This window comes from Acidovorax sp. BL-A-41-H1, assembly GCF_051942715.1.
Genome location: NZ_JBPVJQ010000006.1, coordinates 1,567,681 through 1,580,736, shown reverse-complemented (window position 1 = coordinate 1,580,736; position 13,056 = coordinate 1,567,681). Strand labels below are relative to the sequence as shown.

The 13,056-nt window shown below is 63.5% G+C and carries 14 protein-coding genes; 10 read left to right on the top strand and 4 right to left on the bottom strand.

Annotated features, from left to right (window positions below):
• The first annotated feature begins 139 nt into the window (after positions 1-139).
• The 7 genes from scpA (at position 140) to bioB (ending at position 9,677) form a co-directional block, all read left to right on the top strand.
• Positions 140-2,308 carry a methylmalonyl-CoA mutase gene (gene scpA / locus ACTPOI_RS20565; protein WP_440112205.1) on the top strand — a complete coding sequence of 723 codons (2,169 nt, stop codon included), beginning with the start codon at positions 140-142 and terminating at the stop codon, positions 2,306-2,308.
• Entirely contained in the window at positions 2,305-3,333 is a 1,029-nt protein-coding gene (meaB, locus tag ACTPOI_RS20560) for a methylmalonyl Co-A mutase-associated GTPase MeaB (protein ID WP_440112203.1), read from the top strand. The genes scpA and meaB overlap by 4 nt, the downstream gene beginning before the upstream one ends.
• Positions 3,334-3,374: 41 nt before the next feature.
• Positions 3,375-4,907 carry an acyl-CoA carboxylase subunit beta gene (locus tag ACTPOI_RS20555; protein WP_440112201.1) on the top strand — a complete coding sequence of 511 codons (1,533 nt, stop codon included), beginning with the start codon at positions 3,375-3,377 and terminating at the stop codon, positions 4,905-4,907.
• Between the two features lie 155 nt (positions 4,908-5,062).
• Entirely contained in the window at positions 5,063-7,111 is a 2,049-nt protein-coding gene (locus tag ACTPOI_RS20550; protein WP_440112199.1) for an acetyl-CoA carboxylase biotin carboxylase subunit, read from the top strand.
• 172 nt (positions 7,112-7,283) lie between these two features.
• Positions 7,284-7,757 carry a VOC family protein gene (locus ACTPOI_RS20545; protein WP_440112197.1) on the top strand — a complete coding sequence of 158 codons (474 nt, stop codon included), beginning with the start codon at positions 7,284-7,286 and terminating at the stop codon, positions 7,755-7,757.
• A 23-nt stretch (positions 7,758-7,780) separates the two neighbouring features.
• Positions 7,781-8,239, top strand: coding sequence for a YiiD C-terminal domain-containing protein (locus tag ACTPOI_RS20540; RefSeq protein WP_440112195.1), 459 nt, complete (start codon positions 7,781-7,783; stop codon positions 8,237-8,239).
• Positions 8,240-8,600: 361 nt separating this feature from the next.
• Positions 8,601-9,677: a biotin synthase BioB gene (bioB, locus tag ACTPOI_RS20535; RefSeq protein ID WP_440112193.1), complete on the top strand. Its 1,077-nt coding sequence runs from the start codon at positions 8,601-8,603 to the stop codon at positions 9,675-9,677.
• Positions 9,678-9,724: 47 nt separating this feature from the next.
• On the opposite strand, the gene ACTPOI_RS20530 is transcribed toward bioB, so the two are convergent.
• The 4 genes from ACTPOI_RS20530 to ACTPOI_RS20515 form a co-directional block, all read right to left on the bottom strand.
• Positions 9,725-10,078, bottom strand: coding sequence for a carboxymuconolactone decarboxylase family protein (locus ACTPOI_RS20530; protein WP_440112191.1), 354 nt, complete (start codon positions 10,076-10,078; stop codon positions 9,725-9,727).
• A gap of 73 nt (positions 10,079-10,151) precedes the next feature.
• The gene (locus tag ACTPOI_RS20525) at positions 10,152-10,355 is read right to left on the bottom strand and encodes a YgaP family membrane protein (protein ID WP_069105807.1); all 204 of its coding nucleotides are present in this window, start codon (positions 10,353-10,355) and stop codon (positions 10,152-10,154) included.
• 78 nt (positions 10,356-10,433) lie between these two features.
• Positions 10,434-10,814, bottom strand: coding sequence for a rhodanese-like domain-containing protein (locus ACTPOI_RS20520; RefSeq protein WP_440112188.1), 381 nt, complete (start codon positions 10,812-10,814; stop codon positions 10,434-10,436).
• Between the two features lie 17 nt (positions 10,815-10,831).
• Entirely contained in the window at positions 10,832-11,692 is an 861-nt protein-coding gene (locus ACTPOI_RS20515) for an MBL fold metallo-hydrolase (protein WP_440112186.1), read from the bottom strand.
• Positions 11,693-11,793: 101 nt separating this feature from the next.
• Between ACTPOI_RS20515 and ACTPOI_RS20510 the strand changes: the two genes are divergently transcribed.
• From ACTPOI_RS20510 to ACTPOI_RS20500, 3 genes are read left to right on the top strand one after another with little or no spacing between them, the layout of a single operon-like run.
• Positions 11,794-12,153 (top strand): ArsR/SmtB family transcription factor, encoded by a 360-nt coding sequence (locus ACTPOI_RS20510; RefSeq protein WP_440112184.1) that lies wholly within the window; start codon positions 11,794-11,796, stop codon positions 12,151-12,153.
• Entirely contained in the window at positions 12,147-12,578 is a 432-nt protein-coding gene (locus ACTPOI_RS20505) for a YeeE/YedE family protein (protein WP_440112182.1), read from the top strand. The genes ACTPOI_RS20510 and ACTPOI_RS20505 overlap by 7 nt, the downstream gene beginning before the upstream one ends.
• Positions 12,579-12,605: 27 nt before the next feature.
• On the top strand, positions 12,606-13,055 hold the full coding sequence (locus ACTPOI_RS20500) for a YeeE/YedE family protein (RefSeq protein WP_300457152.1): 450 nt from the start codon (positions 12,606-12,608) through the stop codon (positions 13,053-13,055).
• The last annotated feature ends 1 nt before the right edge of the window (position 13,056 follow it).

Here is a 13,056-nt window from a genome sequence, read left to right as displayed (position 1 = left end):
CGGATTGTAAGCTGGGTGGAATATTTTGAATCAATAATTATGAATGATGTAAACTCGCCGCGACATTTCTGCCACTGCGCAGACATCGCTTGCGCGTCGTGCCCGACGCCCCAACGCCATCTTCGGAGAAGCCTTCGCCATGAGTGACACCCCCGCCAACAACGCCCCCGAGTTCGCTGCTTCTTCGCTGGAAGCCTGGGCAAAGGCTGCTGCCAAGTCCGCCCCCGGCGGCGATGTGAACGCGCTGAACTGGGTCACGCCCGACGGCATCACCGTCAAGCCGCTCTATACCGCCGAAGACACCGCCAGCCTGCCGTACGCCAACACGCTGCCGGGTTTTGAACCCTACCTGCGCGGCCCGCAGGCCACCATGTATGCCGTGCGGCCGTGGACCATTCGCCAGTACGCGGGTTTTTCGACCGCTGAAGAATCCAACGCCTTCTACCGCAAGGCCCTGGCCGCGGGCGGGCAGGGCGTGAGCGTGGCGTTTGATCTGGCCACCCACCGCGGCTACGACAGCGACCACCCCCGCGTGACGGGCGATGTGGGCAAGGCCGGCGTGGCGATCGACTCGGTCGAAGACATGAAGATCCTGTTCGACCAGATCCCGCTCGACAAGGTCAGCGTGTCGATGACCATGAACGGTGCCGTGCTGCCGGTGCTGGCGGGCTATGTGGTGGCGGCGGAAGAGCAGGGTGTGAGCCAGGACAAGCTTTCCGGAACCATTCAGAACGACATTCTGAAAGAGTTCATGGTGCGCAACACCTACATCTACCCGCCCAAGCCGTCGATGAAGATCATTGGCGACATCATCGAGTACACGGCCAAGAACATGCCGAAGTTCAACTCGATCTCGATCAGCGGTTACCACATGCAGGAAGCCGGTGCCAACCAGGCGCTGGAACTCGCCTTCACGCTGGCCGACGGCAAGGAGTATGTGAAGACCGCCATAGCCAAGGGCATGGACGTGGACGAATTCGCCGGGCGCCTCTCGTTCTTCTGGGCCATCGGCATGAACTTCTACCTGGAAGTCGCTAAGATGCGCGCCGCCCGCCTGCTGTGGTGCCGCATCATGAAGGCCACCGGCGCGAAGAACCCCAAGAGCCTGATGCTGCGCACCCACTGCCAGACCAGCGGCTGGAGCCTGACCGAGCAGGACCCCTACAACAACGTGGTACGCACCACCATCGAAGCCATGGCGGCCGTGTTTGGCGGCACGCAGAGCCTGCACACCAACAGCTTTGACGAAGCCATTGCGCTGCCCACCGAATTCAGTTCGCGCATTGCACGCAACACGCAGCTGATCATCCAGGAAGAGACCCACATCACCAATGTGATCGACCCCTGGGCCGGCAGCTACATGATGGAAAAGCTGACCCAGGACATGGCCGACGCCGCCTGGAAGATCATCGAAGAAGTCGAAGCCATGGGCGGCATGACCGCCGCAGTGGACAGCGGCTGGGCCAAGCTCAAGATCGAAGCCGCCGCCGCCGAAAAGCAGGCGCGCATCGACAGTGGCAAGGACGTGATCGTCGGCGTGAACAAGTACCGCCTGGCCAAGGAAGACCCGGTCGACATCCTCCAGATCGACAACGTCAAGGTGCGCGACGGCCAGATCGAGCGCCTGGCAAAAATCAGGGCTAACCGCGATGCAGCCAAGGTGCAGCAAGCACTGGATGCTCTCACTTCTGCAGCAGAGAGCGGCGAAGGCAACCTGCTGGAGCTGTCGATCAACGCCGTGCGCCTGCGCGCCACGGTGGGCGAGGTGTCCGACGCGCTGGAAAAGGTTTTTGGGCGTCACCGCGCCGATACGCAGAAGGTGACCGGTGTGTACGCAGCCGCTTACGACTCGGCCGAAGGCTGGGACAAACTCAAGACCGAGATCAACGAATTTGCTGAAGCGCAGGGCCGTCGCCCCCGCGTGATGATCGCCAAGCTGGGCCAGGATGGGCACGACCGTGGGGCCAAGGTGGTGGCTACTGCCTTTGCCGACCTGGGGTTCGACGTGGACATGGGACCGCTGTTTCAGACGCCCGAGGAATGCGCGCGCCAGGCCATTGAAAACGACGTGCACGCCGTGGGCGTGAGCACCCTGGCCGCGGGGCACAAGACACTGGTGCCCGCCATCATCCAGTCGCTCAAGGACCAGGGTGCCGACGACATCATCGTGTTCGTGGGCGGGGTGATCCCCGCGCAGGACTATGAGTTTTTGTACGAATCGGGCGTAAAGGGCGTGTATGGCCCCGGGACGCCGATTCCCGCCAGCGCGAAGGATGTGCTGGAACAGATCCGCAAGGCGGTGGCGTGAACCCAGGCGCGTTGCTGGAGGGCATGCTGCATGGCAATGCTGCCGTGCAGCGCCGCGCCATGTCCAAGGCGATCACTTTGCTCGAGTCGACACGGGCAGACCACCGGGTGCAGGCCGATGAGCTGCTCACCGCGCTCCTGCCGCACAGCGGCAAATCCTTCCGCCTCGGCATCAGCGGCGTGCCTGGAGTGGGCAAGTCCACCTTCATTGAGGCGTTGGGCCTTTACCTCATTGCCCAGGGCCACCGCGTGGCCGTGCTCACCATCGACCCGTCCAGCACCGTCTCGGGCGGCTCCATCCTGGGCGACAAGACGCGCATGGAACACCTGTCGGTGCACGAAAAGGCCTACATCCGGCCCAGCCCGAGTAGCGGCACTCTGGGTGGCGTTGCCGAGAAAACGCGCGAGGCCATGCTGGTCTGCGAGGCCGCAGGTTACGACGTGGTGATTGTCGAAACCGTGGGCGTGGGCCAGAGCGAAATTGCGGTGGCGGGCATGACGGACATGTTCGTGCTGATGCAGTTGCCCAACGCGGGCGACGACCTGCAGGCCATCAAGAAGGGTGTGATGGAGATCGCCGACCTCGTGGTCATCAACAAGGCCGACATCGACAAGAATGCCGCCACGCGGGCCGAAGCGCAGATCACCTCGTCGCTGCGCTTGCTCAGCCAGCACGGCAACCCCGAGAACGCGCACCACGACGAAACGCTGTGGCACCCGAAAGTGGTGCAGATCAGCGCACTGCTGGGGCAAGGGGTGGACAGCTTCTGGGCTGCGGTCACGCAGTTTCGCCAGTTGCAGACGGCCAATGGCCGCATCGGCACGCGGCGTGAAAAGCAGGCGCTGTCATGGATGTGGGAGCGCATCGACGCGGGCCTGAAGCTCGCGTTTCGCCAGCACCTGCAGGTCCGCGAGCTGCTGCCGCAAATGCAGGCCGACGTGGCCGCAGGGCGCATTGCGGCATCGACTGCAGCACGAAATCTGCTCCAGGCCCAGGCAAATCAATCCCTGATAGCTATTAAATAAATAGCACTCAAACTCACACAGCATTTCACCAAAGGACGACCATGCAAGACATCCTGGAGCAACTGGAGAAAAAGCGTGCGCTGGCACGCCTGGGCGGCGGGCAAAAGCGCATTGATGCGCAGCACGCCAAGGGCAAGCTCACGGCGCGCGAGCGCATCGAGCTGCTGCTGGACGACGGCACGTTCGAGGAATGGGACATGTTCGTCGAGCACCGCTGCACAGACTTCGGCATGGAAGACAACAAGATCCCTGGCGACGGTGTGGTGACCGGCTACGGAATGATCAACGGCCGTCTGGTCTTCGTCTTCAGCCAGGACTTCACCGTGTTCGGCGGTGCCCTATCTGAGACCCATGCCGAGAAGATCTGCAAGGTGATGGACCAGGCGATGAAGGTGGGCGCACCGGTGATCGGCCTCAACGATTCCGGCGGCGCGCGCATCCAGGAAGGCGTGGCGTCCCTCGGCGGCTATGCCGACGTGTTCCAGAAGAACGTGCTGGCCAGCGGCGTGATTCCGCAGATCAGCATGATCATGGGCCCTAGCGCCGGTGGCGCGGTGTACTCGCCTGCCATGACCGACTTCATCTTCATGGTCAAGGATTCGAGCTACATGTTCGTGACCGGCCCCGAAGTGGTCAAGACCGTGACGCACGAAGAAGTCACCGCCGAAGAACTGGGCGGCGCCATCACCCACACCACCAAGAGCGGTGTGGCCGACATGGCGTTTGAGAACGATGTGGAGGCGCTGATGATGCTGCGCCGCCTGTACAACTACCTGCCGCTCAACAACCGCGAAAAGGCCCCTGTTCGCAAAAGCAACGACCCGGCCGACCGCATGGACCGGAGTCTGGACACGCTGGTGCCCGACAACCCGAACAAGCCCTACGACATGAAGGAGCTGATCGTCAAGACGGTGGACGATGGTGACTTTTTTGAGCTGCAACCCGAATACGCCAAGAACATCCTGATCGGCTTTGCCCGCATGGAAGGCCAGACCGTGGGCATCGTGGCCAACCAGCCGCTGGTGCTGGCCGGTTGCCTGGACATCAAGAGTTCCATCAAGGCCGCGCGCTTTGTGCGCTTTTGTGATGCGTTCAACATCCCGGTCGTCACCTTTGTGGACGTGCCCGGCTTCATGCCCGGCACTTCTCAAGAGTACGGCGGCATCATCAAGCACGGCGCCAAGCTGCTGTATGCGTATGCCGAGTGCACCGTGCCCAAGATCACCGTCATTACCCGCAAGGCCTACGGCGGTGCGTACGACGTGATGAGCAGCAAGCACCTGCGCGGCGACGTGAACCTGGCCTGGCCCAACGCCGAGATTGCGGTGATGGGCGCCAAGGGCGCGGTGGAAATCATCTTCCGCGAAGACAAGAACGACCCCGTGAAGCTCGCCGCCCGCGAGGCGGAATACAAGCAGCGCTTTGCCAACCCCTTTGTGGCGGGCGCACGCGGGTTTATCGACGACGTGATCCTGCCGCATGAGACGCGCAAGCGCATTTGCCGCTCGCTGGTGATGCTGCGCGACAAGAAGCTGGAAAACCCCTGGCGCAAGCACGGCAACATTCCCCTTTGAGCGGCACTGCCACAGCCCTTGGGGCGTCGTTGCCGGACCTTGTCGTAGCGCTGCTACTGCCTGCGGTCCGGCGCCTAGCCCCAACCGCTTCGCTGGGCTGTGCCAGCACCTAACCCAATACGTTTCGGGTAAGAGCCCTTGGAAAGAGACACAACATGTTCACCAAAATCCTGATTGCGAATCGCGGCGAGATTGCTTGCCGGGTCATCGCCACCGCCAAGAAAATGGGTATCGCCACCGTCGCCGTCTACTCCGACGCCGACAAGGAAGCCCGCCACGTCAAGCTGGCCGATGAGGCCGTCAACATCGGCCCCGCGCCCAGCCGCGAAAGCTACCTGCAGGCCGAGAAAATCATTGCCGCCTGCAAGCAGACCGGCGCACAAGCCGTGCACCCCGGCTACGGCTTCCTCAGCGAAAACGAAGCCTTTGCCAAGCGCTGTGAAGACGAAGGCATCGCCTTTATTGGCCCCAAGGCCCATTCGATTGCAGCCATGGGCGACAAGATCGCGTCCAAGAAGCTGGCCAACGAAGCCAAGGTCAACACCATCCCCGGCTACAACGACGCGATTGCCGGCCCCGAGCAGGCCGTCGAGATCGCCAAGGGCATCGGCTACCCCGTGATGATCAAGGCCTCGGCCGGCGGCGGTGGCAAGGGCCTGCGCGTGGCGTTCAACGACAAGGAAGCGTTTGAAGGGTTTGCCAGCTGCCAGAACGAAGCCCGCAACAGCTTTGGCGACGACCGCATCTTTATCGAGAAGTTTGTGCAGGAGCCGCGCCACATCGAGATCCAGGTGCTAGGCGACAGCCACGGCAACGTGATTTACCTGAACGAGCGCGAGTGCTCCATCCAGCGCCGCCACCAGAAGGTGATCGAAGAGGCGCCATCGCCCTTCATCTCTGATGCCACCCGCAAGGCCATGGGCGAACAGGCGGTGCAACTGGCCAAGGTCGTCAAGTACCAGAGCGCGGGCACGGTCGAGTTCGTGGTCGGCAAAGACCAGGACTTCTATTTTCTGGAGATGAACACCCGCCTGCAGGTGGAGCACCCGGTGACGGAATGCATCACCGGCCTGGACCTGGTGGAGCTGATGATTCGCGTGGCGGCGGGCGAAAAGCTGCCCCTCACGCAAGCCGACGTGAAGCGCGACGGCTGGGCCATCGAGTGCCGCATCAACGCCGAAGACCCGTTTCGCAACTTCCTGCCATCGACGGGCCGTCTGGTGCGCTTTCAACCGCCGGAAGAGAGCATGTTCCAGTCCGACACCAGCAAGAAGCTGGGCGTGCGGGTGGACACGGGTGTGTACGAGGGCGGCGAGATTCCGATGTTCTACGACTCGATGATCGCCAAGCTCATCGTGCACGGCACCGACCGCAACGACGCGATTGCCAAGATGCGCGCTGCGCTCAACGGGTTTGTGATTCGCGGCATCAGCAGCAACATCCCGTTCCAGGCCGCGCTGCTGGCGCACCCCAAGTTCGTGACCGGCGACTTCAACACCGGCTTCATCGCCGAGAACTACGGCAAGGGCTTCCATGCCGAAGACGTGCCGCACAGCGACCCGTTGTTCCTGGTGGCACTGGCTGCCTTCATGCACCGCCGCTACCGCGCACGTGCCTCGGGCATCAGCGGGCAGCTGGCGGGGCACGAGGTGAAGGTGGGCGAGCAGTTTGTGGTGGTCACGCTGGGGGCCGAAGGGCAGAACCAGCACCACGAAGTGACGGTGTCTGACTTTGAAGACAAATCGGGCTCTAGCGCAGTACAGGTGGGCGATACCAGCTATCAGATCAGTAGCAACGCCACGCTGGGCCAGATCCGCGTGCAGGGCGCCTGCAACGGCCAGGGCTTTACCGCGCAGGTGGAGCGCGGCGTGGGCAAGAACCCGCTGGCACTGCGCATTGCGCACAATGGCACGCAGGTGGATGCGCTGGTGCTGTCGCCGCTGGGCGCGCGGCTGCACAAGCTGATGCCGTTCAAGGCACCGCCGGATCTGAGCAAGTTCCTGCTCTCGCCCATGCCCGGCCTGCTGGTGGATGTGGCGGTGCAGCCCGGCCAGAAGGTGCAGGCGGGCGAGAAGCTGGCCGTGATCGAGGCCATGAAGATGGAGAACATCCTCTTTGCCGCGCAGGACGGCGTGGTGGGCAAGATCACCGCAGGCAAGGGCGATTCGCTGGCGGTGGACCAGATCATTCTGGAGTTTGTCTGACGCTACGCCCCGTCAGTGGCTCGGAAAGGCGCTGGCCGCCTTTTTCACCCTCTGCGGGGCTTTTTCATGTTTTTTTGGCCGGTAGCCCAGGTGCTATTTGCACCTATAGCTATTAAAGATATAGCAATTGCACAGGGTGCGTCATGTACGCAGTGTGCGGAGAGCAACTTACATGACTGCCATCAGCAACCGCCCGTTCCGGGTCCTCGGCATCCAGCAGGTCGCCATTGGCGGCACCGACAAGCAGCGCATGAAGACCCTGTGGGTGGACATGCTGGGGCTGGAACAGACCGGCACCTTCCAGAGCGAACGCGAAAACGTGGACGAAGACATCCTGGCCATGGGCAAGGGCGCGTTCAAGGTCGAGGTCGACATCATGCAGCCGCTCGACATCGACAAAAAGCCCGCCGTGCACACCACGCCGCTCAACCACATCGGCCTGTGGATCGACGACCTGCCCAAGGCTGTGGAGTGGCTGACTGCCAAAGGCGTGCGCTTTGCGCCCGGCGGCATTCGCAAGGGTGCGGCGGGTTATGACATCACGTTTTTGCACCCCAAGAGCAATGACGAGTTTCCGATTGCGGGGGAGGGCGTGCTGATCGAGCTGGTGCAGGCGCCTGCGGACGTGATCGCAGCACTGGGCTGAGCGCAGAGGTCGGCATGGCGGCGATGACCCCTGACGAACTCGAACGCTACCTGCACGAGCACATTCCGCTGTCGCGTGCGATGGCGGTGCAGGTGGTGTCTGCCGACCCGGCCAGCGTGTTGCTGCGCGCACCGCTGGCGCCCAACATCAACCACCGCGACACGGTGTTTGGCGGCAGCGCGTCGGCGTTGTCCATCCTGGCTGCCTGGTGCCTGCTGCACCAGCGGCTGCGGGCTGAGTGTCTGGAAAGCCGCCTAGTGATCCAGCGCAACACCATGGAATACGAACAGCCCATCGCGGGTGCCTTCCAGGCCCGGTCAGCGTTGCTGGAACCTCAGCAGTGGCTCCGCTTTACCCAGATGCTCTCGCGCAAGGGAAAAGCGCGCATTGCCGTGGCGTCGGTGCTGATGGACGACGAGGGAACGCCCGCCGGGCGCCTGGTGGGCGAGTTCGTTGCGTTGGGCGCCGGCTTACCCGCCTGAACGCGCTTTTGCCGCGCTGCTTCTGCACGCAACTCCGAGGCTGCGCTGCCGGTCGACATGGCGAATTCCCTCACGTAGCGCGCTGATCGGGTGGAGATGCTGCGAGCGTGCCACTGCCTGCTCCAACGTGCGGGCAAAGCCGCCCATCCTGGCGTCATCGTCGCCCAACTTTCCCTCGCGTTGGGTGCTGAAGCGCACGCGAATACATTGGCAGTTTTTGTGACTTTTGAGCGCACTTCGAGCGCAGTTTTAAAAGGAAAATCCGCGAACTCGCTGCAGCCACGCAAACCTGCCATGGCGCAATTTGTTACTTTCAGTTCGAACGCTGCAAGCGTGACGGACTTCGTCCAGAAAGGAAACCATGGATTCCATCCCCACTGCTTTCACCGCTACTCCCGCCACTGAGCCCGCAAGCCAGCCGGTGCAACTGCACCGCCGCCCGCCAGCGCCCGGTACGCAAGGCCCCTGGACGGTGGACGCCATCCAGGCGTTGCTCGACAAGCCGCTGATGGATCTGCTCTTCGAGGCGCAGACCGTGCACCGCCAGCACTGGCCTGCCGGCGACATCGAGCTGGCCACGCTGCTATCCGTCAAGACCGGCGGATGCCCTGAAAACTGCGGCTATTGCCCGCAGGCGGCCGAGTTCGACACCGGCGTGAAGGCCGACAAGCTGATGGAGGTCGATGAGGTGGTGCGCGCCGCGCAGGCGGCCAAGGACGCGGGCGCCACCCGGTTTTGCATGGGTGCCGCATGGCGTGCGCCCAAGGATCGCGACATCGAAAAGGTCAGCGCGCTGATTGGCGCTGTGAAGGGCCTGGGCCTGCAGACCTGCGCCACGCTGGGCATGCTCGAATCGCACCAGGCACAGGCCCTGAAGGACGCCGGGCTGGACTACTACAACCACAACCTGGACACCGCGCCCGAGTACTACACCGATGTGGTCAGCACCCGGCAGTACCAGGACCGGCTGGACACGCTGCAGCATGTGCGCGCCGCCGGCATCAGCGTGTGCTGCGGCGGCATCGTGGGCATGGGCGAGGCGCCAGTGCACCGGGCAGGCCTGATGGCGCAGCTGGCCAACCTGCAGCCCTACCCGGAATCCGTGCCCATCAACAGCCTGGTGCGGGTGCCTGGCACACCCCTGGCCGACAGCGAACCCATTGACCCGTTCGACTTTGTGCGTGTGATTGCCGTGGCCCGTATCACCATGCCCAGGGCGCGCGTGCGGCTGTCGGCCGGGCGCCAGCAGTTGGGCGACGCGGTGCAGGCGCTGTGCTTCATGGCCGGGGCCAATTCGATCTTCTACGGCGACAAGCTACTGGTGACGGGCAACCCCGACGTGGAGGCCGACGTGCAGCTGCTGGCCAAGCTGGGTCTGCGCGGCCACCGCACGGCGGTCGAATCCGCCGATGCGGGTGCCGCTGCAGCCTGCGCGTAAGGGCCGGGCACGAACGGCACGGGGGCCCAGTGGTGGGGGTTCAGTCGTCAGGCAGCAGCGGCGGCCATGGTGTCCCAGGCCTTGAGCGCCTCGGCCGTGTACATGAGCGCAGGCCCCCCGCCCATGTACACGCACACGGCCAGCATCTCTTCCACCTCTGCACGGGTGGCGCCCAGCTTTTGCAGCGCCTTCACATGAAAGCCGATGCAGCCCGAGCAGCGCTGCGTAACGCCGATGGCCAGCGCAATCAGTTCCTTGGTCTTGGCGCTGAGCGAGCCTTCGGCCATGGACGCCTGCGCCAGCTGTGCGAAGCCGCGCATGGCGTCGGGCTGCGCCTTGCGGAAGGTGGACAAACTCTCGTTGATGCCTTGAATCAGGCTGGCGTGATCGAACGTGCTCATGGGGGTTCCTTGGCTGACAGAGGCCGGCCCGCCGCCGCGCGGCTGTATTCCGACCTGTTGGAGATGGGCGTGGCTATTTGCTGGCAGGCTTTTCCAGCGGGCAGGTATTGATGCCCAGCAGCGTGTACGCCGGGCAGAAGCGGAACAGGCCCGTGGCCAGCGGCACCACGCCCAGCCAGCCCCACCAGCCTACGGTGCCAGTGGCAGCCAGCGCAATCAGCACAAGGCCCGCAACAATGCGCAGCAGGCGGTCAGGGGTTCCGATATTGGTTTTCATATTCATTCCTTGGGGTTGTGGTGGACGGAGGTCCGGGGGCGTTCGGTACGGTGGGGGTTCAGCCCGGCATCAGCGGAGTCACTCGAAAGAAGGCATGGCAGGTAACGCCACAGGCTGGCCTGCCGCGACCCACGCGTCGAAGCCGCCAGCGATCGACTGCACGTCCAGGTAGCCCATGTCCTGCAGGGCTGCGGCAGCCAGCGCGGCACGTCCGCTGGTCTTGCAGTACAGCACCAGTTTCAGGTCTCGCGGCGACAGCGCCGGCGTGCTGCTTACCCGAAACTCCAGCATTCCGCGCGATGCATGGATGGCGCCAGGAATGTGGCCGGCCAGGTACTCGTCGGCTTCACGCACGTCGATGACTACATCGGCCGCGCGAACAGCGGCCGGGGCGTTGTCGATGGCAACTTCGGTAATGCGGGCCTTGGCGGCGGCTACGAGGTCGTGGGCGGTTTTCATGGTTCGTTTCCGGGTTGTTACAGCGCGTTGAGCGGGATCTTCAGATAGCTCACGCCGTTGGCTTCCGCGGGGGGCAGTTCGCCGGCACGGATGTTGACCTGCACCGAAGGGAGAATCAGCACGGGCATGTCCAGCGTGGCATCGCGGCGCTGGCGAAGCTCCACAAACGCGGTCTCGGTCACGCCGTCGTGCACATGGATGTTGTGCGCGCGCTGGTCCTGCACCGTGCATTCCCACGCGGCCGCGCGGCCAGCGGGCGGGTAGTCGTGGCACATGAAAAGGCGGGTTTCAGGCGGCAGGCTCAGCAGCTTGCGAACCGACTGGTACAGCGTGTGGGCGTTGCCCCCGGGGAAGTCGCAGCGCGCCGTGCCCACGTCAGGCATGAAAAGCGTGTCGCCTACAAACACGGCGTCTTCGACCTGATAGGCCATGCAGGCGGGCGTGTGGCCAGGCACGGCCACTGCCTGTGCCTGCAGCTGGCCGATACGGAAGGCTTCACCGTCCTGGAAGAGGTGGTCGAACTGGCTGCCGTCGGGGCGGAACTCGGGTTCCAGATGAAAGATGCCCTTGAAGACATCCTGCACCTGGGTGATGCCGGCACCAATGGCGATGCGGCCGCCCAGCTTCTTGCGCAGGTAGTGCGCGGCCGAAAGGTGGTCCGCGTGGGCATGGGTTTCCAGAATCCAGCCGACCGTGAGGCTGTGGCCTTGCACAAACTCGATCAGGCGGCTGGCCGAACGCGTGCTGGTGCGGCCCGACTTGGCGTCGTAGTCGAGCACGGAATCCACGATGGCGCAGTGGCCGCCCGGCTGGTCGTAGACCACATAGCTGACGGTCCAGGTGGCGTCGTCGAAGAAGGCTTCAATCTGAGGTTTCATCACGCGGTCTCTCCTGATTCGATTTCACTGAAGATAGTTTATTGACAAATAGATTGTTAGTCAATAGAATATGAACAACGAAATTAAAAAGGAGGCACCCCGTGCTCCCGGACACCACCATTGACCTTGAAAGCCTGCGTCGGTCCGCAGACAGCGCCTGTCGGCTGATGAAAGTGCTCTCCAATCCAGATCGCCTGCTGCTGTTGTGCCAGCTCAGCCAGGGCGAGAAGAGGGTGGGAGAGCTGGAAGAACTGGTGGGCGTCGGCCAGCCCACGCTGTCGCAACAACTGGGCGTGTTGCGCGAAGAAGGCCTCGTCAATACCCGCCGCGAAGGCAAGAACATCTACTACCAGATCGCCAGCCCGCAGGCACTGGCCGTGATGAACACCCTCTTTGAACAGTTCTGCACACCAGAGCAGACACCGATGTCCAACCTACCGAAAGAGGAAACCGCATGTTGATCGACTGGACAAATTTCACGCCGTGGGCGGCCCTGGCTGGCGGGGTGCTGCTCGGTCTGGCGTCCGCGCTTTTCGTGCTGCTCAACGGCCGCATCCTGGGTATCAGCGGCATCGTGGGCGGACTGCTGCGCCCGCGCACGGGTGATGTCGGCTGGCGCATCTCCTTTGTGCTGGGCATGCTCGCCGCGCCCGCGCTCTACTGGCTGCTGGCAGGCCCCGTCCCGGCGCGCATCGATGCGGGCTGGGGCATGGTGGTGCTGGCCGGGCTGCTGGTGGGTGCGGGCACCCGCTATGGGTCGGGTTGCACCAGCGGCCACGGTGTGTGCGGGCTGTCGCGCATGTCACCACGCTCCCTGGTCGCCACGCTCGCGTTCATGGGCGCTGGCTTTGCCACCGTTTTTCTCGTCCGGCTTGTATTGGTCTGACCACGCACCGTACTCTGGAGCATTGACATGAAGCACCGCATTTCTGAATTCATCGTGGGCCTGGTGTTCGGCCTGGGCCTCATCGTCTCGGGCATGACCGATCCGGGCAAGGTGCTCGGGTTTCTGGATCTGGCCGGGCTTTGGGACCCATCCCTGGCGTTCGTGATGGGCGGCGCCATCGCGGTGGGCGTTTTCGCCTTTGCCGTGGCCCGCAAGCGCACGCAGAGCTTTTTGGGTGGCGCCATGCACCTGCCCACTTCACGCGACATCGACCGCCGGCTGGTGCTGGGCAGCCTGGTCTTCGGCATTGGCTGGGGTATTGCCGGCTTCTGTCCGGGGCCAGCCATCGTGTCGGCAGGCGCGGGCCAGCCCAAGGCGATCGTTTTCGTCGTCGCAATGCTTGCGGGCATGTGGATTTTTGAATGGGCTGAGCGGCTCCGCAACGGGCAGCGCAACAAAGCGGCCGGAGCACACTGAC